At 58.2% G+C, this 22,584-nt stretch carries 21 protein-coding genes and 1 pseudogene; 13 read left to right on the plus strand and 9 right to left on the minus strand.

Going from position 1 to position 22,584, the window contains the following annotated elements; genetic code table 11:
* Positions 1 to 80 precede the first annotated feature (80 nt).
* The 4 genes from JQ592_RS21310 to JQ592_RS21325 all read right to left on the minus strand — a co-directional run bounded on the left by JQ592_RS21310 (position 81) and on the right by JQ592_RS21325 (position 3,876).
* Positions 81 to 1,103, minus strand: a complete 1,023-nt coding sequence (locus tag JQ592_RS21310; RefSeq protein WP_211404747.1) for a YeiH family protein — start codon at positions 1,101 to 1,103, stop codon at positions 81 to 83.
* Positions 1,104 to 1,369: 266 nt separating this feature from the next.
* Complete coding sequence (locus tag JQ592_RS21315; RefSeq protein ID WP_246820573.1) at positions 1,370 to 2,452, minus strand: NAD(P)H-binding protein; 1,083 nt, start codon at positions 2,450 to 2,452, stop codon at positions 1,370 to 1,372.
* A gap of 120 nt (positions 2,453 to 2,572) precedes the next feature.
* Entirely contained in the window at positions 2,573 to 3,280 is a 708-nt protein-coding gene (locus tag JQ592_RS21320; protein ID WP_246820574.1) for an SDR family NAD(P)-dependent oxidoreductase, read from the minus strand.
* The gene (locus JQ592_RS21325) at positions 3,277 to 3,876 is read right to left on the minus strand and encodes a 2-hydroxychromene-2-carboxylate isomerase (RefSeq protein WP_211404748.1); all 600 of its coding nucleotides are present in this window, start codon (positions 3,874 to 3,876) and stop codon (positions 3,277 to 3,279) included. Before JQ592_RS21325 ends, JQ592_RS21320 begins: the two co-directional genes overlap by 4 nt.
* A 220-nt stretch (positions 3,877 to 4,096) precedes the next feature.
* Here JQ592_RS21325 and JQ592_RS21330 point away from each other — a divergent pair, with 220 nt between their 5' ends.
* The 10 genes from JQ592_RS21330 to JQ592_RS21370 all read left to right on the plus strand — a co-directional run bounded on the left by JQ592_RS21330 (position 4,097) and on the right by JQ592_RS21370 (position 14,252).
* Positions 4,097 to 4,936, plus strand: a complete 840-nt coding sequence (locus JQ592_RS21330; RefSeq protein WP_211404749.1) for a TetR/AcrR family transcriptional regulator — start codon at positions 4,097 to 4,099, stop codon at positions 4,934 to 4,936.
* A gap of 41 nt (positions 4,937 to 4,977) precedes the next feature.
* A complete protein-coding gene (locus JQ592_RS21335; protein WP_211404750.1) occupies positions 4,978 to 5,934 on the plus strand; it encodes a 1,2-phenylacetyl-CoA epoxidase subunit PaaC in 957 nt (318 codons plus the stop codon).
* Positions 5,931 to 6,242 (plus strand): metal-sulfur cluster assembly factor, encoded by a 312-nt coding sequence (locus tag JQ592_RS21340; RefSeq protein ID WP_211404751.1) that lies wholly within the window; start codon positions 5,931 to 5,933, stop codon positions 6,240 to 6,242. Before JQ592_RS21335 ends, JQ592_RS21340 begins: the two co-directional genes overlap by 4 nt.
* Before the next feature lie 10 nt (positions 6,243 to 6,252).
* On the plus strand, positions 6,253 to 6,507 hold the full coding sequence (locus JQ592_RS21345) for a phenylacetic acid degradation b (RefSeq protein ID WP_211404752.1): 255 nt from the start codon (positions 6,253 to 6,255) through the stop codon (positions 6,505 to 6,507).
* Positions 6,507 to 7,277, plus strand: coding sequence for a Phenylacetic acid catabolic protein (locus JQ592_RS21350; protein ID WP_211404753.1), 771 nt, complete (start codon positions 6,507 to 6,509; stop codon positions 7,275 to 7,277). The genes JQ592_RS21345 and JQ592_RS21350 overlap by 1 nt, the downstream gene beginning before the upstream one ends.
* Positions 7,274 to 7,462 (plus strand): PaaD-like zinc ribbon domain-containing protein, encoded by a 189-nt coding sequence (locus JQ592_RS38850; protein ID WP_433996430.1) that lies wholly within the window; start codon positions 7,274 to 7,276, stop codon positions 7,460 to 7,462. The genes JQ592_RS21350 and JQ592_RS38850 overlap by 4 nt, the downstream gene beginning before the upstream one ends.
* A 58-nt stretch (positions 7,463 to 7,520) precedes the next feature.
* Positions 7,521 to 9,107, plus strand: coding sequence for a class I adenylate-forming enzyme family protein (locus JQ592_RS21355; RefSeq protein ID WP_211404754.1), 1,587 nt, complete (start codon positions 7,521 to 7,523; stop codon positions 9,105 to 9,107).
* A 74-nt stretch (positions 9,108 to 9,181) separates the two neighbouring features.
* A complete protein-coding gene (locus JQ592_RS21360; protein ID WP_211404755.1) occupies positions 9,182 to 10,384 on the plus strand; it encodes an ABC transporter substrate-binding protein in 1,203 nt (400 codons plus the stop codon).
* A 324-nt stretch (positions 10,385 to 10,708) separates the two neighbouring features.
* A complete protein-coding gene (locus tag JQ592_RS21365) occupies positions 10,709 to 11,917 on the plus strand; it encodes an acetyl-CoA C-acetyltransferase (protein WP_211404756.1) in 1,209 nt (402 codons plus the stop codon).
* Positions 11,918 to 12,035: 118 nt separating this feature from the next.
* Positions 12,036 to 14,252 carry a 3-hydroxyacyl-CoA dehydrogenase NAD-binding domain-containing protein gene (locus tag JQ592_RS21370; RefSeq protein WP_211404757.1) on the plus strand — a complete coding sequence of 739 codons (2,217 nt, stop codon included), beginning with the start codon at positions 12,036 to 12,038 and terminating at the stop codon, positions 14,250 to 14,252.
* Between the two features lie 161 nt (positions 14,253 to 14,413).
* On the opposite strand, the gene JQ592_RS21375 is transcribed toward JQ592_RS21370, so the two are convergent.
* Both JQ592_RS21375 and JQ592_RS21380 read right to left on the minus strand, forming a co-directional pair.
* Complete coding sequence (locus tag JQ592_RS21375) at positions 14,414 to 15,523, minus strand: AraC family transcriptional regulator (protein WP_211404758.1); 1,110 nt, start codon at positions 15,521 to 15,523, stop codon at positions 14,414 to 14,416.
* A gap of 204 nt (positions 15,524 to 15,727) precedes the next feature.
* Entirely contained in the window at positions 15,728 to 16,135 is a 408-nt protein-coding gene (locus JQ592_RS21380) for a tautomerase family protein (protein ID WP_211404759.1), read from the minus strand.
* A 207-nt stretch (positions 16,136 to 16,342) separates the two neighbouring features.
* Here JQ592_RS21380 and JQ592_RS21385 point away from each other — a divergent pair.
* The 3 genes and pseudogenes from JQ592_RS21385 to JQ592_RS21395 form a co-directional block, all read left to right on the plus strand.
* A pseudogene (locus tag JQ592_RS21385) lies at positions 16,343 to 17,965 on the plus strand (long-chain-fatty-acid--CoA ligase); the annotation flags it as partial.
* Between the two features lie 281 nt (positions 17,966 to 18,246).
* Positions 18,247 to 19,050: a glutathione S-transferase gene (locus JQ592_RS21390; RefSeq protein ID WP_211404761.1), complete on the plus strand. Its 804-nt coding sequence runs from the start codon at positions 18,247 to 18,249 to the stop codon at positions 19,048 to 19,050.
* A gap of 450 nt (positions 19,051 to 19,500) precedes the next feature.
* Entirely contained in the window at positions 19,501 to 20,484 is a 984-nt protein-coding gene (locus tag JQ592_RS21395; protein ID WP_246820590.1) for a LysR family transcriptional regulator, read from the plus strand.
* A 99-nt stretch (positions 20,485 to 20,583) separates the two neighbouring features.
* On the opposite strand, the gene JQ592_RS21400 is transcribed toward JQ592_RS21395, so the two are convergent.
* Genes JQ592_RS21400 through JQ592_RS21410 form a run of 3 tightly spaced genes read right to left on the minus strand, consistent with a single transcriptional unit; the run spans position 20,584 to position 22,552 of the window.
* Positions 20,584 to 21,294: an SDR family NAD(P)-dependent oxidoreductase gene (locus JQ592_RS21400; protein ID WP_211404762.1), complete on the minus strand. Its 711-nt coding sequence runs from the start codon at positions 21,292 to 21,294 to the stop codon at positions 20,584 to 20,586.
* A gap of 10 nt (positions 21,295 to 21,304) precedes the next feature.
* Complete coding sequence (locus JQ592_RS21405) at positions 21,305 to 21,937, minus strand: glutathione S-transferase family protein (protein WP_211404763.1); 633 nt, start codon at positions 21,935 to 21,937, stop codon at positions 21,305 to 21,307.
* A 27-nt stretch (positions 21,938 to 21,964) separates the two neighbouring features.
* Positions 21,965 to 22,552, minus strand: coding sequence for a TetR/AcrR family transcriptional regulator (locus tag JQ592_RS21410; protein ID WP_211404764.1), 588 nt, complete (start codon positions 22,550 to 22,552; stop codon positions 21,965 to 21,967).
* Positions 22,553 to 22,584: the final 32 nt, after the last annotated feature.

Consider the following 22,584-nt stretch of genomic DNA (forward strand, 5'->3'; position numbering starts at 1 on the left):
GTTCGCACCAGAGCGGGAGCTGGTTATCTCGGTAGAAGCAGGCGAGCGACGCCAGCCCTCCCGAGATCGCCGCACGTCGTTCAGTAGAGCAGCTTGATGCAGGCCACGCTGAAGACGCCGATAAAAAGAGAGGCAAGTGATCCCAGCAGGGCAGGGCGAAAGCCTCGGCTTCGCAGTTTCGACAGGTCGGTATGCATTCCCATTGCGGCAAGCGCTGCGGTCAGCAGGAAGGTCGTCAACCATATCAGATTCGATTTCAACCCCACCGGGATGGTGACGATGCTGTTGATGCAGGTAGCAGCGACGAAGCCGAACACGAACCAGGGTGCCGCCGGCGCGCGTCTTGGCGTTTCTGTCCCTGCTTGGTCGCGGCCACGCGAAAGCAGACCCATCGCAAGCACCAGCGGGGCGAGCATCATGACGCGAGACAGTTTTGCGATCGTGCCCATTTCGCCGGCGATCTGCCCGTGTTGAAATGAGGCTGCAACTACCTGGGCAACCTCGTGAACGGAAGAGCCGGTCCAAAGCCCGAACTCTCGGGCATTCAGATGGAGAAGCTGCGGCAGTAACGGAAAAAGTAACATGGCGACAGTCCCGAAGATGGTGACCGATGCAACGGCATAAGTCACGTCCTCTTCCTTTCCGCGCAAGACGGCGTTCGCTGCGACCACCGCCGACGCGCCGCACACACAGGTCCCCGCGGCTATCAGCTTGGCGAGCTTTTCTTCGACACCCAACAATCGAGCGACGTGCACCGTGAAGACGAAGGTCGACGCCAGCCCGGCGACCAGAATGGCCAAACCCGTCGTACCCAGCCTCGATATCTCGGCGAAGGTGAGCTGAAGGCCGAGCAGTACGATGGCGATCCGGAGTAATCGCCGCTGACTGAATAGGATGCCGTCTCTGAGCAGAGCCGATTGGCCTACCACATTGTTGAGGGTCAGCCCGATCAGCATTGCCAGCATCATCGGGCTGACGACGGACAGGTACGGCAGTGTCCGCAGGCAATCGGCCAATAACGAAATGAAAGAAGCCGCGATCAGACCTGGCGCCAGAGCGGCGGTTCGGGTGATCCATGACTTGATCGTCGAGGAGTTGACCATCCAAAGGGATAAGCGCCGCTTTCCGTTCCCATGCCTTGTTTTCAGCAATAAGGCCCCCGCTGAGACGCAAACAAAACTGTTTGAGAATCAAGGCCGCCTTGCCAAGCAAGCCGGCGGCCCGTTGTTTTGGACTTCAAAGCTCGAGCCTGAATCTAGAGCCGCGGACTGCGATTGTTTCCCCATCAGCCCTTGCGCACCAGGTTACAGGTCGACTTCGATCGTTGTGCACGGGCGCCACGCAACGTCGGGCGTCGCCCTCAAGCGTACTACAGGGCCTCGCGAATACGCGGCGATTGCTTCAGGGCCCACTGCATGTCCTTCGGAGTGCGACCAAGCAACCGTTCGAGCTGATCGTCGACGACGTCATAGCGCCCGCCGGCGACCAGGTGGACAAGAGTCCTTATGTGGCTCGCAACATGCGGATTGCGAGACGCATAGACGCTATTGACGTAAGTCTCGATCCAAGCATCCGCATCCTGCGGGACGTACTTGATCGGTCGGCTCAGCACCGCGCCAAAATCTTCTGCAACCGCGTGCATGTCCTTCAACGTCGGCCCGGTCAACGCATATGATTTCGAAATGTGCGTCGAAGGATCGACCAGAATCTTGGTGCATAGTTCCGCGACGTCATAAGCGGCGATGGGCGCAACCTTTTGGGATCCGAACGGCAGGTGCAGCTCATTGGCACAGAGAAGTTGCTTCAGGGGGAACCAGGAAAGGATCGGATTCTCGACAAACATAGTCGCTTGAACGTTCACGACCGGCAGACCTGACCACTTCAGCGCACGCTCCGATGCCCAGTGAGCTCTTTGTTGCCGTGACCAGTCGCCAACCAAACCGCCCAGCCAAGCCCGTCTGGAATCGCGGGAGGCCGACATTTTGTCGAAGGTCATATAAATCTGTTCGTACTCCGAAATGTTCACGAACACCTCGGTGTCTCCTTGCTCCTGTGCGGCGGCAGCCATCAGGACGCTCGCGTCGGTATAGTATGGATTCAAGCTCATGCTGAAATAGATCCGCCGACAGCCTTTCACGGCTGCGGCGACATCGGCAAGATCGAGAAGATTCCCGACAAATACGTCTGCACCAGCTTTCCGAAGCGCTTCGGCCCTTTCGTCGTCTCTTTTGACAAAGGCGCGCACAGGATATTGCTTCTCCAGAAGCATGTGGACGATCGTTTTGCTCACCGATCCAACTTCTCCGCCGGCGCCGGTGATCAGGATTGGACTCTGTCGCGTCATGTTTCTTTCGCTCCTGGTCAGATCGAAGCGGTTAACGTCGGATCCGCTGGATCCGACCTGGCCGCTCGGCGAGGTCACCGAACTCTGCGAAGCGGGTGCTTCAGGCAAATGCTTCTCAGCCGTTTGAAGAAGCCGGCTAAGGACGCTTCAAGAGCCGGACGAGTCGACCAGTAAGGTGACGATCCGGCTTCTCAGATCGAGATTGATTGAGGTTTACGATCGAGCGGGTCACCACTTCTCGCCATAAGGGCGGAGTTCGTAGTTGAACGACCATGCCGAGCGAGGCTGATGGCATATGTGCCAGATCTCATCGGCGATCGTTGTCGGCTGAGCGAAAAACTCTTCCGGCTTGTCGTGGAACATCTTGCGAGCCCATGGCACGTTGATGATTGCGTCGATCATCAGAAAGGCGACATGGACGCCCTTCGGGCCCAGATGCCGTGCCATCGATTCGGCAAGGATACGTTCTGCTGCTTTCGACGGAGCGAATGCGGCGTAGCTCTCGACCCCGCGATAGGCCGAGGTATTTCCGGTCGCAATGATGGCACCGCTTTGCGCTTTGATCATCGCTGGAGCGACCGCTCTGGCGAGATAAAGCAGTCCCATAGTGTTGACCTTGATGTTCGTCTCGAGTGCCGCGGGATCCACTTCCAGGAAATTTCCGAACGTTCCGCCTACGGCATTGTGGATGGCGATCGCGGGCGCGCCGTGGTCGCGTGTGATCTTGGCGACGGTTTCGCTGACCTGGTCCTCTTGCGTGACATCGCAGATGTGGGCGGAAGCGTCCGGCAGCTCAGCTTGGAGCTTCGGGATGCGCTTCTCGGAGCGCGCAATGAGAGCGACGTGATAGTCGCCGCGAGAGAAACGGCGCGCGAGTGCGCTGCCCGTGCCGGGACCAACGCCGGTAATAACACAAACTGGCTTTGTCATGATCATGCCCGCGCTTTTACTGCTGCTTCGACGAAGGGGAGCCGATCGTTTCCGAAATAGATTTCCTCTCCGATCCGAAACGTCGGCGTACCAAACAGGCCGGCTTCTTCGGCTGCCTTGTTGCGGGCCTTCAGCTCCTCGGAAATCTCATCCTGAGCCATCAGCTCGAGGATGCGATCCGCAGGGAGCTCGTTCTTCTTCAGCAAGTCCTTAAGGATTTCGACGTTGCCCAGATCGAGCACCTGAGCGTAGAGGCCGGTGAATACCTTCGAGACAAACTCGGCACCCACCCCGAGCTTGATCGCGGCGATGGCCCCGCGAAGCAGGAAGTTGAGGTCGATGTGTCGGAAGTTCTGGTTGGGCTCCCAGCCGACGCCGTACTTCTTGACCCAGCGTTGAAGATCGCTCTTCGCGTATTTCCTCTTTGCCTTGCACTCAATCGTTGTCGGGGTGTTGCCGGTCGCCTTCATCAAATCCAGCACGTTGATTGGCATGTAGACGATGGTGGCCTGCGTGTCTGCCGTCAGTTTCTTGAGCTGGCTCTGTGCGAGGTAGCTGTAGGGGCTACCGAAGTCGAAATAGAATTCAATCTGCTTGGTCATCCCTGGTCCCTTCTCCCTGGTCGGTCGATCTGGTTGGCTCGATTTGACGCCTAACAGCTGCCGAGCTGAGCCGCTGCTTTCGTGCATCTCATTGATTTCAACGATGAAAATACGTTCTCTCCCGGACTCACACAAAGTTATTGACTGGTCAGTAAGTTAAATGTAAATGACAGTCACTGTCAACTGCCGCTTTCGAAGACAACTTCGCCGGGCCACGAGCATGAGTATTTCCGCCGCAATGTCGGGACGGTTCGATCCAAGCCAGGGCTTTGGTGAACTGAGCCGTTGTTCGGCTATCGGTGCATTAGGCTTGCACGAGGCTTTACCTCGTGAGTCCAGTGATAATACGTTCGAGCGCATGAAAAAGCGCAAGAAACGACTGACAAATTCCGAACATCGCGAGTTGAGCATGTCGGCAGTATTGGCTGCCGCCGAGTTTCTTTTCGTGACCCAGGGCTACAACGGTACGACGACGGAGCAAATCGGGCAACTCGCGGACCTGACCAAGGGCAGCGTCTACTTCTATTATGGCACCAAGGAAGGTGTCCTCCTTGAACTGCTGAATCGTGTGCAAGCCAACGTCCTGGAGCCGTACCTTCAGATACTGCAAGACCAAGGCCTTTCGCCCGTCGAGCGCATGACGAAATACCTGGAGAGGGCCGGCAGGATCGCTCTTGAGCATCCGGGATCGATGTTGTTGCCGATCGTCGTTTCGATAGAGATGGCCGGAACTGAATCCGAGGCGGCGCGCAGGGTAAAGGCCGGCTACAATCGGATCGCACGAGAAGTGCGAAACGTCCTGGAGTTGGGACAGGCTTCAGGAGCGTTTCGCTCCGACCTGAGCAGTAGCGATATGGCTCGGCTCTTAATCTCGACCGGCGATGGCATCATGCTCGAGTGCCTCCGTCAAAATCTCCGCATCGATGTTCACCGTCTGGTTCGGACGCTGAAGGCGGTCGTGCTTACCGGTCTTCAAATCGCATCGGGGACACCGAGAGACATCGAAGCCGATGACGGTCCTTCCGTAATCGATGTCTTGCGCGGCAATCTTCACGACTAAGAATAACCAGTCAGCGAATTGCAACGACGGAAGGTTCGACGATGGCTCAAGCGGCACTTGCGCGTGAAAACACCGAGGAGGCAACCGAGGTCGCCTTGCAGACCCGAATTAAGGCCGGGGCTACGCTGGAAGATATCAGCGAGATGACGCCCCGCTATCGTGACGTGCTGGTCGCGACGATGGCGATCGCCGCCGATCTAGAAATCATGACGTTGCCTCTCGATTTCGATGCCATCACGTTTGCGCCCAGCATCAACGATCGCATTGCCGTCGCATCTGCGCTGCAAGACGAGATGGGACATGCCCAGGTCATGTTCCGCATGCTCGAGGATTTCGGCTTCGACTCCTATCACCAGGTGTTCGAGCGTGATCCCAAGAATTTCAAGACGTTCTTTCTGCTCGAGTTTGGGAATCTGAGTCCGATCGATGTGGGGCTGGGCCACCTTGTCGGCGATCAGGCGGGATACATCACGACGCGCGATCTCGAGGAGAATTGTTCATTCGGGCCGTATAGCCGATCGCTACGGAAGGTGAACTTCGAAGAAAACTTCCACGTCAAGCGCGGCGAATACATGATCCGCCACTACATGCAGCAGGGCCCCGAGATGCGGAAGCGGGTCCAGGAACGTATGGATTTCTGGTTTCCGCTGGGGGCCGAGTGGTTCGGTGCGACAGACGACGTCAAGTCGAGGACCGACCAGCTCCATTACAAGATACGCGGCAGCACCAACGATCAGTTGAGGCAGATTTGGCTGCAGCGCCTCGTGCCCTTCTGCGAGCAGGTTGGTCTGAAGGTCCCGGCTCACTTCGATAGCGAAAGGGGCATTTACGTCCTCGATTACCAAATGCCGATCCTGCTGAATCTGGAAACCCTGAAGTGGGATTTTCGTACGGTCACGTGGCCTGAGAAGCTGGCGCAGTGGAAGAAAGGCGGCCCATTGAAGCTGCCGGGTCTGACCCGGATGCAGGTCGAGCTTTGGGGGCAGGACCTGTGGTGACGGAGCAGGCGGTCCGGGAAGCGCTCCTCGCGGTGAATGACCCGCATATACCGGTCAGCATCGAGAGCATGGGGATGTTGCGGGCAGTCACGATATCGGACACCGGCGTGGTCAATGTCGAGCTCGCAATTCCGTGCCTGGCCTGTCCTGGCGTCTCGATGTTGAAGCAATCGGTCAAGGACGCAGTGGTCGGACTGAAGGGGGTCAGCGAAGTCAATGTCTTCGAAGGCTGGCATCACAATTGGACCACTCAATCCATTGAGCCCAATGCACGACAATTGATGCGCCGCTTCGGAATACAGGTCTAGGGGTGCGATGATGAAGAAGGTTATCGACAGGCAATTGGAGTTGGGTGGCGACAAGCCGGAATTCTACGAGGTATTTGCGCGCCGAGATTCTGCAGAACCGCTCTCCCATATCGGTTCGGTCGAGGCCCCCAACGCGGAACTGGCGGAGGCGCGCGCCTGGTTTGTCTACGACCAGCACATCTGGCGGGAGATGTGCATCGTACCGCTGTCGGCATTCGTCACGATTACCGAACGCGGCAGCAAATCGAAGGTAAAGGTGGTGTGATGGCTATCATCAATTCAATCGAAGACCTTTCAGAACCGGACCGGGCCCTGCGGGACGAATTGTATTGCATCGCGGACGCCAAGCTGGTGCTCGCCGGCTGGTACATGATGGTGTTGCAGAACGGGCGCTCCATCGCGGACTTCACGTCCATCTGCGCGATGATGCAGGGACAATATGGGCATGCCCGCGCGCTTTATCAGCATCTGGGGCGGTTCGGCGTCACGCTAGATGAGGTGGAGTGGACGCGTGGTGCGAAGGACATCCGCTCGCCGAAGCTGCTCGATCGGCCGCCGCAATCATGGTCCGACTTTATCGCGACGATATTCATGGCCGAGCAGGCCGTCTCCACGCAACTGAGCGCCTACAGAACGAGCCTGGCCGACAGAACCCTGGCACGTCTCGCTGACAAGATCCTGAAGGAATCGCGTTTTCATCTCAGCTATTCGGTGGGCTGGATCAAGGCACTGCGCAAAGACCCGGCGTCGACGGTCGACGAAGACGCTCGCCGCCGCCTGGTCGACACTTTGGATTGGTGGGGCGAGCCGGACCAGCCGGATGCAGTTTTCTCGAGCGGCTATCGGGATACGTCGGATTCGGACCTTCGCGACCGCTTTCTCAGCGCGGTCTGCGCAACCTTCGATGTGCCGGACGGAATAGCAGTCCCCGCAAAGTCGTGGCAGCCGTCCATCCGCCGCAATGGCCGTCCGGGGATCCCGGAGAATCTGTTCGAGAAGATCCGTTTCAAAAATCGCGAATTGGCGATGCCGTGAATCGAAGCGAGCCAACATTCGACTTGCCGGTGGATGCCAGCAAGGTCGTCTGTCCGCACTGTGAAAGCGATGTCGTCGACATCGAATCGCCCTTCGGTGGAAGCGTCTCCGAGGTCCTGTTTCGGTGCCGGCAATGCAAGTCGTTCTTCCACTGGGTGAAGTGGCAGCCAGAGCCACCACGCTAGGCGAGGTCGCAAAACTCTATGAGCAGCACAAGCTGCCAGAACGAAACAAGGGGAGGTCATGGTGCTGGATCGAGCCATTTCGGTTTCGGATGTTCTTCGGGCAACAGCTTGCGCGACGCCGCAAAGGGACGCTGTCGTCGATGAGGCGGGTTCGCTGAGCTACCGCCAGTTCGATGAGACCGTCGACCGCCTTGCTGCGGGACTTCAACGGCTCGGCGTCGGAGCAGGCGACAGGGTCGCGTATTTGCTGTGGAATCAGCGTGAGTTGCTTCTCTCCTACTTTTCGATCGCGCGGCTCGGTGCGCTGACCGTTTCTCTGAATTTTCGGCTGACCGCCGAAGAACTCGCCTATCAGCTCACGGCAGCCAAGTGTAAAGCGCTCATCGTCGACGAAGACCTCGCCGGACTGGCGTCGCAGGCCGTCGCCAACTCTGGCCTCCAGATCCAAGTTATCGTATGCGGCAACGGCGGGCGGCCCGATCAGCTTCGCTTCGACGATCTGCTCGGCGGCAGCACCGAAGACATTGCCTCTTTCCCGATCGTGAGCTCAGATGCCGACAGCGGCATCTGGTTCACATCGGGCACGACAGGCCGGCCGAAGGGAGCGGTGGTTAAACATCGATCGGCGGTTGCCGCCGCGACGCTCAGCGCCATCGCGTTGGGCTTCCCTGACGAAGTTAGGTCGTTAGGCGTAGCTCCTCTCTTTCATCGCGGAGCGATGGAAAACTTTGCGCTGCCGGTCGTTATGTGCGGTGGAACAAATTTTCTGTTCAAGAAGTTTGACGCGGCTCGAACCTTGCAGAATTTGGAGAAGTACAGGATCCAGCTCGCTTTCATCGTTCCTACGATGGCTTGGCAGCTTGTCCATGAGCCATTAGCGGAGAAAAAGAGCTTACCGCACCTCACGCACTGGATCTCTGCTTCGGCGCCTCTGCCGCCGGTGCTTGCGGAACGCATCCAGGAACGCTTCAGGCTGCCAAACGGGGTGACAAATGCCTACGGCATTACGGAGATGTTGTTCGTTTCAAAATGCCCGCCAGCGATGCTAACCAAGAAGCTCGGCACCGCCGGGCTGCCGGCGCCCGGTACGCAGATAGTCATTCATGATGAAAAACGCGGGGTTCTTCCGCACGGTGAAGTAGGGGAAATTCTCATCAGCGGGCCGACGGCGTTCTCGCGGTATCTCGACAACGAGCAAGCGACGCGGGAAGCGATCATCAATCTGAATGGGCAGGAGTGGTACCGCAGCGGCGATGTCGGTGTTATCGATGAGGACGGGTACCTCGCCATCAAGGATCGCAAGAAGGACATGATCATCTCCGGCGGAGAGAATGTCTATTGCGCCGAAGTCGAACTGGTGTTGATCGATCATCCGTCAATCCGGGAAGTCGCGGTCGTCGGAGTTCCCGACGAAAAGTGGGGCGAAGTTGTTGTCGCCGCGATCGTCAAGGCGGCCGACGCACCCATTGATCTGGACGACATCGTAAGGAGCTGCGCGTCGCTCGCGAGCTACAAACGGCCGCGTGAAGTGGTCTGCCTTGACGCGTTACCGCGGAACAGCTTCGGCAAGGTACGCAAGGACCTGGTTCGGGAGATGGTCCGGGAGCGGCTCCCCGCGACGATGCGTGTACGCCGCGCGTCCTAGTCTAGGAAGCCGACCTTCACGGAGCAACTTGAGGTTTCAGACCACACGTCGTTCCGCATTTATGGAGTAGGGTCATGTTTAAGATATTGAGGCCAGCTTTTGCCCTGATGCTGATGTCGTTCGGGTCCGTAGCGTATGCCGCCGATGCACCGGGTGTGACGCCGTCTGAGATCAAGATTGGCGGAGTCTTTCCTTTCAGTGGACCGGCCTCGCCGTACGGAGTCATTGGCCAAGCCATTCTTGCATATGTCCAATCGGTCAACGACCGCGGCGGCATCAACGGCCGGAAGATAAGCTACATTGCCTACGACGACGCTTACAGCCCACCCAAAGCGGTGGAGCAGGTGCGCAAGCTCGTCGAGGGGGACGAGGTCGCCTTCATTTTTGGTCAGCTCGGTACCCCGGGTAACACTGCGGTGGCCAAGTATTTGATGGCGAAGCGTATACCCAGTGTCGGTATCATCACCGGGTCTAACAAGTTCACGAACGTTGCGGATTATCCGCTGACCACGACGAGCATCGTCAGCTACGATACCGAGGGGAAGATCTACGCGAAGTTTTTGACCAAGACGATGCCGAATGCGAAGTATGGCATCCTCTATCAGAATGACGATCTCGGAAAAGATTACGTCAACGCCTTCAAGGTGATCCTGAAAGACGCCTTCGAAGCGAAGGTTGTCGCCGTATCATATGAGGTCAGCGATCCAACGGTGGATTCTCAAGTCCTAAACTTGAAGAGTTCCGGGGCGGACGCACTGCTGGTCGCAGGGACGCCAAAGTTCGCGGCGCAAGCCATTCGGAGGGCTGCTGAGATCGGCTGGAAACCCACGATCGTGCTGAACTACCCCTCGAGTTCGGTGAGTGCGACCCTGAAGCCGGCAGGTCTGGAAAGGGCGGTCGGCGTGATCGTCGGGCAGAACTTGATGGATCCGGTCGACACGCAGTGGGCCAACGACGCTGGGATGAAGAGCTATCGAACCTTCATCGAAAAGTACATGCCGGGCGCCGATATCGCCGACACCAACATCCAGTACGGGTATGCGCAAGCAGTGCTGCTCGAACACCTGATCAAGCAGTGCGGGAGCGATCTTTCCCGCGAGAACATCATCAAGCAGGCGAAGAGCCTGAAGAACGTGATGCTACCCACATTGTTGCCCGGAATCAGCGTCAGCACGAGCGACAAGATCAACATGAATTACACCCAAATGAGGCTGCAACGCTGGAGCGGCACCGCCTGGGAGCTTTTCGGTGAAGTGCTTGACGCTTCTTCTGAGTGAGCAGGACGCGCCGTCCACACAGTGGCGAGTCCTGACAGAGTTGTGATGCGCCGGCGGAAGAGCCGTCACGTACCCCTAATAACGACGCACATGTAACCGACCCCATCAAGCGACAGACGTGCAGTTGGACCGAAATTCGCAACCATAGACTTGTACAAAACAAGTCGATAAACAAAAGCAACCGTTGTAGCTTAGAGCGTCCGTATTGGGCTGAGCGAGAAGGTCTGTTCGGCCGCGCTCGCGCGAGGAACGCGACAGTGCTCGATGTGCGATGAAATAATGCCTCCCAAACCAGGGAGGTGAGCAAGGTAGGAGAGGCCAGAGATGCCTGAGGCATATATCTACGACCACGTTCGCACGCCACGCGGCAAGGGTAAGTCCGACGGCTCGCTCCATGAAGTGACGGCCCTCGCGCTGGCCGCTGTTCCGTTACAGGCGCTGAAGGAGCGAAACAATCTGGCGCCTGACAGTGTTGATGACGTCGTGCTCGGCGTTGTTGATCCGATTGGCGAGGCAGGGGGCGACATCGCGCGATTTGCTGCGCTGAGGGCCGGCTTCGACAAGTCAGTGCCCGGTATTCAAGTCAACCGCTTCTGCGCGTCGGGCCTCGATGCCGTAAATATTGCCGCTGCGCAGATCATGTCGGGGCAGCACGAATTGACCATCGGTGGCGGCGCGGAGTCCATGAGCCGCGTCGGGATCATGTCCTCCGGTTCGGCATGGCCGACGGACCCTTCGATGGCGGTGCCGAGCTATTTTATGCCTCAGGGCGTCGCCGCGGATTTGATTGCCACCAAATACGGCTTCTCGCGCGACGATGTCGATACCTACGCCGTTCAGAGCCAGGAGCGCGCCGCCCGGGCCTGGGACGAGGGCCGCTTCAAGAAATCGGTCGTGCCGGTGAAGGACGTCAACGGCATCACAATTCTCGCCAAGGACGAGCACATTCGCCCAGGAACGACGATGCAATCGCTCGGCCAGCTGCAGCCTTCATTCGCCACGATGGGGGCGATGGGCGGCTTTGATGCTGTCGCAGTGCAGTCGCATCCGGAAATCGAAGCGATCAATTACGTGCACCATGCAGGCAACTCGTCGGGCATTGTCGACGGTGCGGGAGCCGTTCTTCTCGGTAGCAAGGATGCCGGAAAGAAGCATGACCTCAAGCCTCGGGCAAAGATTCGCGCCTTCGTCAATGTCGGCTCCGAACCTGCGATGATGCTGACCGGTCCGGTCGATGTGACCAGGAAAGTGCTCGATCGCTCCGGCATGAAGCTCTCGGACATCGACCTGGTCGAACTGAACGAGGCGTTTGCCTCCGTGGTCCTGCGGTTGATGCAGGCGTTCGAAATCGACAGGGACAAGATCAACGTCAACGGCGGTGCGATTGCGATGGGCCACCCCCTCGGCGCGACCGGTGCGATGATTCTTGGCACGGTCCTCGACGAACTCGAGCGGACCAACAAATCCACCGCGCTTGTGACGCTGTGCATCGGGGGCGGCATGGGCACCGCGACCATCATCGAACGGGTTTGAACTTCATCGTCCCCGTAAGGGGAGGCGACCCGATCGAGAATCTCAGTCATGACATCCTCAGGAGCCTCGCGAGCAGCGAGGTTACTTCTGGATGGCGGCAAGGAATTGGAACGATCACATGGCCTACAAGAATTTCAGGATCGAGACCGACGTTGACGGCATTGCGCTGGTGACTTGGGATATCCCCGGAAAGTCGATGAACGTCATCGACGAGACTTCGGGAACCGAGCTCAGCGAAATCATCGGGCAACTGACGTCGGACGCTGCGGTGAAGGGCGTCGTCATCACATCCGGCAAGGACGCGTTCTGCGCCGGCGCGGATTTGACGATGCTCGAAGCGATGAACCGCACTCACGCGGAGATGTTGAAGTTGCAAGGTGAGGAAGCGGCGAACATATACATGTTCGGCGAGGCGCGTAAACTGTCGCAATCGTTCCGAAATATCGAGGTTGGCGGCAAGCCGTGGGTTGCCGCGATCAATGGAACAGCGCTCGGCGGCGGCTTCGAGTTGGCGCTCGCCTGTCACCACCGCATCGCGTCCGACAACCCGAAAACCCGTGTCGGGCTGCCTGAGGTCAAGATCGGAATTTTCCCAGGTGCCGGCGGCACGCAGCGGTTGCCACGCCTGATGCCGACCATGGACGCTGTGCAGATGCTATTCAAGGGTGAAGCAATCGATGTCAAGAAGGCCCAGGTACGCGGCCTCATCGGCGAGGTGGTGCCTGCCGGGGATCTGATTCAGAAGGCCAAGGACTGGATCAAGGCCGGCGGCAAGGCGGTGGCACCTTGGGATCAGAAGGATTTCAAGTTGCCTGGTGGTACGGTCTACTCGAAAACGGGATTGCAGTTCTTCCAGCCGGCGACCGCGATCCTTCGCAAGGAGACTTACGATAACTATCCGGGCGCACGGGCAATCCTGCAGTGCGTCTACGAAGGCCTGCAGTTGCCGATGGATACGGCGCTGCGCGTCGAATCGCGGCACTTCTCAAGGATCCTGCGCTCGAAGGAAGCGGCGGCGATGATCCGCTCTCTCTTCATATCGATGCAAGATCTGAATAAGGGCGCGCGCCGCCCGCAGAACGTGCCGCCGACCAAGGTGAGGAAGCTTGCAGTAATCGGTGCAGGTTTCATGGGCGCCGGTGTCGGCTATATTTCCGCTCAGGCCGGCATCGATGTGGTGCTGATCGATCGCGACCAGGCCTCGGCGGACAGGGGCAAGGGCCGCGCCCGGTCAAACGTCGATGCGGCGGTTTCCAAGGGCCGCATGAATCAAGCGGACGGCGAAGCAATTCTGTCGCGCATTACCGCCACCGCAGATTACAATGCGATAAGCGATTGCGACCTGGTGGTCGAAGCGGTGTTCGAGGATCGGAAAGTCAAGGCAGAGACTTACGCCAAAGCGCAGCCGCTTCTGAAGGAAGGCGCGATCTTCGCGACGAATACCTCCACGCTGCCGATCAATTCGCTGGCCGAGGAGTTCAAGGATCCGTCGAGGTTCATCGGGATCCACTTCTTCTCTCCGGTGGAGAAGATGATGTTGTCGGAGATCATCGTCGGGAAGAAGACCGGCGACATTGCGCTGGCCACCGCCCTCGACTACGTGCGACAAATCAAGAAGACGCCGATCGTCGTCAATGACTCGCGGGGCTTCTACGCCAACCGTTGCGTGATGCTCTTCATCTTCGAAGGGTACCAGATGCTGCTGGAAGGCGTGCCGCCTGCCATGATCGAGAACGTCGCCAAGATGGCCGGCATGCCGGTCGGTCCGCTCTCGCTCAGTGATGAAACTGCTCTCGATCTTGGGCTGAAAATCTTGAGGGCTACCGAAGCCGATATCGGCACGCAGGCGATCAACCAGGATCACAAGAAGTTGCTGGTCGATATGGTGGAAAAGCGCGGACGCCTCGGCCGGAAGAATGGCAAGGGCTTTTATGATTATCCGGAGAAGGGCAAGGGACAGAAGAAGCTATGGCCGGAGTTGACCGTGCTGCAGCCCAAGCTTCTCGATCCGGATACGCTCGACGTCGAGGAGTTGAAACAGCGGTTTCTCGCGGTCCAGGCGGTGGAAGCTGCGCGCACCGTGGAGGATGGTGTCATCACCGATCCGCGAGAGGCCGATGTCGGTTCGATTCTTGGATTCGGGTTCCCGCCGTTCACCGGGGGCACGCTGTCCTACATCGACTTTATGGGTGCGAAGAAGTTCGTCGAACTGTGTCTGAAGCTGGAGAAAAAATATGGTTCGCGCTTTACTCCACCAAAGCTCTTGATCGAAATGGCCGCTAAGGGCGAAACATTCTACGGTCGCGTCACACTGAAACAAGCGACCGCGGCATAGCTGGGTCGAAAGTTCGGGTCGCTCGCGGCGGGGGACGCCAATCCGGTGCCCCGCTGATCGGACATCCTGCCTGACTGCAGGACGTGGGGAAGTTCTTCGCTGAACCGCCTTGAACATATCGAAAGACGGCTGTTTGGCTTCGCGGATGGCGGAGCGAGAACTCACACGATGGACAGTGATCGCGGCCGTTTGACGAGTCTTGTCCGTGACGCTCCAGCGGCGTCACTCGGCGTGCGGGGAAGGGGGCGACCGAGCGTTAGATGGGTGTCTCGAATTCCAGCTACCTCAGTGTTACGCTGCTTCCTGATTTGGCGGGGTGTTAGTCCGCACCACTGCGAAACGGCGCGGGAGAATGTGCTCGCTTCCGAGTAGCCTAGCAGGTGACCGATACGAGAGAGACCGACATCTGTCTCGGAGAGCATGATCAAGGCTTCCCCCATCCGATAGGCTTCGAAAAGTGCAGAAAAGCTTGTGCCAGCCGAACTTAGGCGACGCTGGAGCGTGCGCGGTGAACAGGCGACTTCACGGGCGACGGACTCGATATTGGCTGCACCCGGTCCGAGCTTTGCGATTGCTGCCTGTACCCTTTGGCAAAGGGCATCCATTCTTCGGAGCGTGCCCAGCAAAGTCTCGGCATACGCGATATTGATGTCGCACAAAGATCGATCTGCTCCGGATCTGATTGCGTTTAGTGCCTTGGCATCGTAATCGATGGACGCGTATCGGGCGCCAAAGCAAACATCGCATTTCAGGATCTGAGTAAACGACGCCTGATCGGCATCTGGCCGCCCAACGAGTTGGACAAGGGTGGGCTTCGGACCGCTGGCGACGAAACAGGCGATGATGGCATCGGTATGGAGCACGTCCATCGACACGGTGTCCCAGTTGGGCTTATACAGCATCTGGACCGCACCTTGCGTGGATTGCGTCGTGAACTGGCCCCCCTCGCTCAGCAGCGTCTGATAGCGCAACAGGCGCTGAATTGCTTCGCCAAACGTTGGGCTATGCGCGGTGATGACCGCGATCACGTTGGTGGCGTGAATAGGCAGGGCGCTGCCGACCTTAACGCCGAGCAGAGGGTCGCCCGAAAGAAGCCTGGCGCGGCCCCAAATGGTTCTTGTTGGAGAGAGCTCAATGCGGCTCGTGTCCGGAAATCTGCCGTCCACGATGCCGCGGACCCCGAGCGTCAGTCGTGTTCGTTCAAGGCCCTGTCGTTCAAGGCCGTCGAGAATTGCGTTAGACCAGCATGAGGCGACTGTAAGAGCTGCCAAGGCGATGGTTCTCCCTGCGGAGCGCCGTCGAATGATATCAATGTTTTGACACACATCGCCATAGCCAATTTATCTGCTTTGCGGATTTGCTTGCGGCCCCTCGGTTGCAGCGGGGGCCGGGAGGCTTGGCGATGCCTCCCGCCATCGATCGCGCCGGGAGAGGCCCTCCGAGGTAACCCAACCAATTTCGATCGCAGCTTGGCGTCAATGTGCCTTAGAAGCCAGGACCTTCTTCATCCACGCCTCTTCCTGCCCGACCTTTGGAAGAATGAATCCGGCCTCCATCACATTATCCGGATTTACTTCATCAAGGCCGGCAATGATATCCGAGATGGGAACATCGAGCACGCGCGATACAAGGGATGAGTATTCGGCCAGCAGCGACGCTTTGGCTTCGTCGTTTCGCCCCTCGCGAATCGTTGTCGCTATCAGTAATCTCTTTGCGGGCGCTCCCCCCACAAAGACGCTTTTCGATTCCTGAAAGACCACGTTGACGAGCCATCTGGCTCCGCCCGCGATACGTAAGTGCATGTCCACCAGCGCTTCGGCGAGCTCAAACTTCTGCTCGGAGCTGATCGTGCCGCGTTCACTCGTGATCGTATAGATTGGCATGCCGTTTCCCACCGTTGCGCTGTTCTTGAGTTGTCCCGGAAATATCACGCCCTGGCGAAGCGGCTTCTATGGCCGCGCGCGCCAAAAAATTGACGTTGTGCGCCAACCCCCATCTTTACGTTTTGCCGCACAACCACCTTATGCTCCAAATGAAGCAACACACCGCGTCCGATTGAACGGATGTGGGAGGACCTATCGGAGGAATCCATGTTGGGCCTAATGCAGGACTGGCCTTTGCTGTGTCAGCGGATCATTGATCACGCCGCAGCTTGTCATCCCAATCGCGAGGTGGTGACGCGGTCGATCGAAGGTCCCATCCATCGGACCAATTACGGCGAAATCAGAAAACGTGCACTAAAGGTTGCCCAACGACTGGACCGCGACGGCATCGTGCTCGGCGATCGGGTCGCGACATTGGCCTGGAACACCTGGCGACACATGGAGCTCTGGTATGGAATCATGGGAATCGGCGCCATCTGCCACACCGTGAATCCCCGCCTGTTTCCCGAACAGATTGCATGGATCATCAATCACGCAAAGGGCAGAATTCTTTGTGCTGACGCCACATTCGTACCGCTTCTCGAAAAGCTATCGGGACACCTCGAATTCATCGAGCGCTTCGTCATACTGACGGATCGCGAGAACATGCCGAACACGTCCTTGCGGGGGGCCATTGCGTATGAGGACTGGATCGATGGCGTCGATGGCGACTTCGCCTGGAAGTCCTTTGACGAGAATACCGCCGCCGGCTTATGCTATACGTCCGGCACCACAGGGAATCCGAAGGGGGTGCTGTATTCTCATCGGTCAAACGTACTTCAGTCGCTGATGACTGCCCAAGCAGACGTGATGGGTTTGAGCTGTAACGATACGGTACTTCCGATTGTGCCGTTGTTTCATGCCAATAGCTGGGCTTACGTATTCCAGGCGCCAATGGTGGGCAGCAAGATCGTTTTTCCGGGCGCGAAGCTCGATGGCCCTTCGGTATATGAATTGCTCAGGGACGAGAACGTCACGTCGACGGCCGGCGTACCAACGGTCTGGCTCATGCTTCAACAGCATATGGAATCGGAGAACTTGCGACTGCCGTCGCTTAGAAATTTGACGATCGGTGGGGCGGCGCCTCCGCCCACAATGATCGAAGGCTTTCAGCGGATGGGGATCGCTGCACGACAAGGCTGGGGTATGACGGAGATGGGGCCCGTCGGATCAATTGGGTACCTGAAGCCGCCGTTCGAAGGCTTGACTGGCGCTGAGAAGCTTGCCCAGCTTTCAAGCCAGGGCTTTGCACCGTTTCTCGTCGAAATGAAGATCACCGATGACTTCGGCGCCAAACTTCCCCGCGACGGGAAAGCATTCGGCAGACTGAAGGTGCGTGGCCCAAGCGTCGCCAAAGGGTACTTTGGCTTGAATGACCAAGTCTTGGACGAGGAGGGCTATTTCGACACGGGCGACGTCGCGACGATCGACGAGCACGCGTATATGCGTATAACCGATCGATCCAAGGACGTTATCAAGTCAGGCGGCGAATGGATATCGTCGATCGAGATCGAGAATGTCGCTGCGGCGCACCCTTCCGTGCAGGAAGTTGCGGTGATTGCCGTCCCACACCCGAAATGGGGCGAAAGGCCGCTTCTCGTCGTCCAGACCAAGCCGGGTGCGGAGGCATCCAAGAGCACCATTCTTGCGTATCTTGAGGGCAAGATCGCGAAGTGGTGGATGCCTGACGACGTCGTGATGGATACGATTCCTCATACCGCGACAGGAAAGGTCAGGAAGTCAGAGCTTCGTGAGCGTTACCGCAACCACCAGCTCCCGAGCGTATCAGCGTCCTCGCGGCCGCTGTCGGATGGGGAAACGTCCAAGTCAGGGCGAGCTAACCTTCACAGTTGAGATCCGTCACTGCGCAAGGTCATTATGTGGTCCGCCCAAGTTTACCTCACCTCTCCAATCCACTTCGCGCCACGGCGAGTTGGACGGACCTGCGAGTGACAGTTCGCGCCAGCCTATCATTGGTAAGTAGGGCGATAGCAGATTTTTGATTGCTGGGAATTCCGCTAGGCCTCTAGTCCTCTGACACGTCCGACGACCGCATCTCTGAGTGGCTTACAATGGCTGACCTTCGTATCTTTTCATATTTGCCGAATCCGAGAGTTTGGAAGGCGACCATTGCGGGCAGATTTGCTGGAGTTGAAATCGAAGTTAAAGGTGCCTCTGCGGAAGAGCTGAAGGGCTGGCTTTGGGATTACAATGCAGCCCCCGTAGCCTCCTACGAATGGCATGCGTACTCGCCGCTCGCTCGGACTGGCAGGGTAGGGATGACTGGAGAACGCTTGTTCAAGACAGAAGCGTTCATGGATGCCCACCCGTTTGGCAACGTTCCTGCCGCGTTCGCTCCCGGCGGGAAAATCGGCATCTTCGAATCGAATAGCATCATGCGAGCGGTGGCACGCCTGAGCAAGACCGATTTCCCCCTCTATGGGCACGATGTTTACGAGACTTCCAGGATCGACAGCTTCCTGGATGTAAGTCTGATTTTTGCGCGAGACGCTCAGATCTACCTTCTAGCGCTGTCAGGCGGGACACTGGATGCGGCAATCCACGCGAGAACTCAAGAAGCTTTCTCGATCTACGCCTCCGGACTTGAGCAAGCGCTCCGGCCCACCCGCCGGGTGCTGGTCGGCGACAGCATTTCCCTTGCCGATATCTGTTTCGCGATAGAGTTCGCGCTTTTCATGAACGAACATTGTCGAGCGCGTCAGCTGCAGGAGCTGGGCCTAAGCAGAATACTCCATCGAGGTGTCCGCAACGAGTATCCACGCATGATGAGACATTTCGATCAGTTGTTGGAGCATGAGCATTTCGCTGCAGACCTTGGGCCATACATGGATGAACTGTCCGTGGCGGCAGCTTAACGGACAGTATGTCTACAACTCAACTCGCCGCGTTCGCGGTGCGGTGTTATGAAGTCGTACCTAAGGGTGCCGCCGGAGATTTCTCAAGATGGCTGGAAGGTGTCATGGGACTTACAAAGCTTGCCGGGCAAGAACAACTCACTGAGGAGAGGCGAATTCGGCTCTCGTGCGCAAAGGAAGCTCAAGCTAACCAGCCGGTGTGCTCTACTACCAGTCTTAACAGCCCTGAAACCATGCAGTGAACATTTGTTCAGTTGTTGCTTCCCACCGATTTGTGTTCAATCCCCCGCTTGACGTTCTGCATGACAAGCATCATCCTGAGATAAAGATGACGAGCATCATTTTATATCCGCTCGGACATGTATCGAAGGGGTGGAAATGGACAACGTGGTGGGTGGCGAAGCTGCGCGCGGCGGACCTTTCTCCGGAGCGGAGCCGGGCAAGACGGGGATGGTGGCGACTGGTACCACCCAGCATAAACCTCGCTTGACTGAAACCAATTGGGATCTGTTCAGGCTATTCTTTTCGGTAGCACGAACCGGAAGCGTAAATAGGGCCGCCCGGGACTTGGGCATGAGCCAGCCGACTCTTAGCAGGCGCTTGAAGGAGTTGGAGCGGAGTATCGGTGCGCCGCTTTTCTTTCGGGTGTCGTCCGGGGTGAAATTGACCCAGGAGGGACAGGACCTTCTCCGCTCGGCGGAAGAGATGGTCTGTTCTTTCGAGGAGTTTCACCGGGATCTCTCCTTACGGGTCGGCCATCGTTCGACCGCCGTCAAGATCTCCGCGACAGAAGGCCTGACCAAGCACTGGCTCCTGCCTCGGGTCAAGAAGTTGCGCGCGCTGAATCCTCAGATCCGACTTGAGATCAATTCCACTGTCGAGCAGCAGAACCTTGCCACTAGTGACCTCGATCTGGTCATTCGGATAGGGCATCCGGGTGACAGCGAACTCGTCGGCCGCCGCGTCGGAACGATCGCCTTTGGTCTGTTTGCATCCGACAGCTATCTGGCGGAGCGTGGTGCGCCGAGGTCCCTCAGCGAGCTTGTCGACCATGAGCTGATCGGAAGCACGGCCGATTACGGCAGGCCCCACAACGATCGCACCAGTCACATCACGCTGTTGGCGGCCTTCAACTCGGCTGCGAGCGCCCGGAGTGCGCTGACGCTTACGCCGGTTGTCAATCATTTCGCTGCGACTGCCGAAGGTCTTGGCTTGGCGTTTCTGCCGGTGCCGTTTGCCTTGGCGGAAGGCCTGGTGCGCGTGCTCCCGGACGAGGCGGCTATTATGGATTTATGGTTGCTCCGCCGCCGCGAAAGCGACCTCAGAAAGATGACCAAGCAGGTTTGGCGCTTTCTTGAAGCGGAATTGACCAACACCAAGTCGTGGTTTGTGGGTCAGAGGTCGGCTCAGAAGCGACTGCAGCGGGTTGCGTGACCCGGTTAAACTGCCCTCGGCACCTCAACTCGACCGCGCGGGCCGGCGCTGAAGCAAGCTTGACCGTCTGATTTGCCCCGCCAAGCAGTTCGATTGCCTTTACCAGGTCTCGCCGAACGGACGTAGTTCAACAAGGAACGACCAGGTCGACCGGTCCTGGTGGGCGACCCGAAACATTTCCTCCGCTATGGCGGCAGGCTTTGCGAAGAAATCGTCGGGCTTGTCCGCCGCCAAGATTGGGCGGGTGCGGGGCGTGTCGATCGCAGCGTCGATCATGAAGTAGGCGACATGAATTCCCTTCGGCCCGAACTCGCGCGCCATCGATTCGGCCAAGATGCGCTGGGCCGCTTTGGTTGAAGCGAAGAAGCCCCAGTTGGCCTTTCCACGAAAGGCGGACGTGTTCCCGGTGACCAGGATCGCACCTTTCCCGGCCTCCAGCATCTGCGGAATGGTCTCGCGGGAGAGATGGAGCAGCGCGGTGGTATTGACCCGGAAGTTCTTCTCCAAATCGTCAGGGTCCATGGCCAGGATGCTTCCTCGCGTTGCACGCAGAGCATTGTGAATGACGACCTGGGGAGCGCCCATCTCGGTCCTGATGAGGGCGAGCGTCCGGACCAACGCTTTGAGATCGCCGACATCGCAAGGATAAGCGCGCGCGCCCTCGTACTTCGATGCCAGGTTACGGAGGTTCTCCGCACTGCGGGCTATCATCGCGACCCGATAGCCACCTTCGCTGAAGCGCCTGGCGATCTCCGCGCCAGTGCCGTGCTCAGGACCGACCCCGGTGACGACGCAAACTGGATTTTTCATATGGGCCTCCTCAGAGCTGAAAGGACGGGCGCGCCGAAACTTTGGCAAACCATGCCGCGACGGCAGGATAGCGCGCGCCGATATCAATGTTCAGCGCGTTGGCCGAGCGTATGGCGAAGAAGCCGGTGATATCTGCGACGCTGAACTGTGAGCCGGCGACGAATGCGTTCTTGGCCATGTACGGCTCCACCCGGCCGAGAAAGATTTCCATCATCTCGCGCCCGCGAGTGACAAGTGCCGGCAATTGCGGCAGACCATTCCGCGTGCCCGGCACGACTCTACCGGCGAACATAGGTAGGGAATTGCGCGCGGCGTGCAGCATCGGAACAAGGCCATCCAGTTCGAACCGCCGCAACCACATATCGATCACGGCTCGCTCGGTGCTCGTGCGCCCAAAAAGAGCTGGTTGCGGGTACATTTCTTCGAGATAGCGGCAAATCGACAGGGACTCCGCGATGACCGTGCCGTCGTCCAATTCCAGGAAGGGGACGCAATGAAACGGATTCATCTCGGTGAGCGCGGGGGTGAACTGCGCGCCTTCCCGGACGTTCAGTTGTTCGGTCGGTAGCTCCAGGCCCTTCTCGGCGAGGAAGACACGAACGCGTTGAGCGCTCGCCGCAGGTCCGAAATCGTAGAGCTTCATCGTCGTCCTTTTCTTCCCTTCGGGCCGCTATTTTTCAACTGCCTCGCGGCACTCTATAAGGTCGAGAATGCTCTGTCGGGCCGCGCGCAATATCTTGTCAGACATCGGACGATCTCTCGTCACCCGCGAAAGAGCGACCGCTCCGACCATCGTGCAGACGATGGCAATGGCGGATTCGTCGGGGTGATCGCCTTCCACTAACTGAGCCACTCTGTCGAAGTACTGGGAGAGATAGCTTGTCATGACGTCGCGCGTTCTCCGATCGCTTCGCGCAACGTCTCCGGCCAGCGCCGCTACCGCACATCCTACACTCCGATCGTCTCGATGCGCCTTGCTGAGATAGGTGTTGAGCAGCGCTTTGAGAGTGCGCGGACCGTTCGTGTTTCCCAGGCGCGCCGATTTTGGGCCGCCTTCCGACAGGGCTTTTGCCAAAGCATCGGAGATCAACTCATTGCGCGAGTCAAAATGCCCGTAGAACCCGCCGTGCGTCAGCTTTGCCGATTTCATGAGCTCGGCAATGCTGAGGCCGTCCAATCCCAGCTCCCGGATCTGGACTGCGGCGGCATCCAGAATACGCTCCCTACTTTTCGCTTTGTCCGCTTGGGAGTGGCCCATCTCATCGACTCCGGTCAGAATAATCGGAGACC

Origin of the sequence: Bradyrhizobium iriomotense, from assembly GCF_018129405.1 — a bacterium.
GTDB classification, from domain to species: domain Bacteria; phylum Pseudomonadota; class Alphaproteobacteria; order Rhizobiales; family Xanthobacteraceae; genus Bradyrhizobium; species Bradyrhizobium iriomotense_B.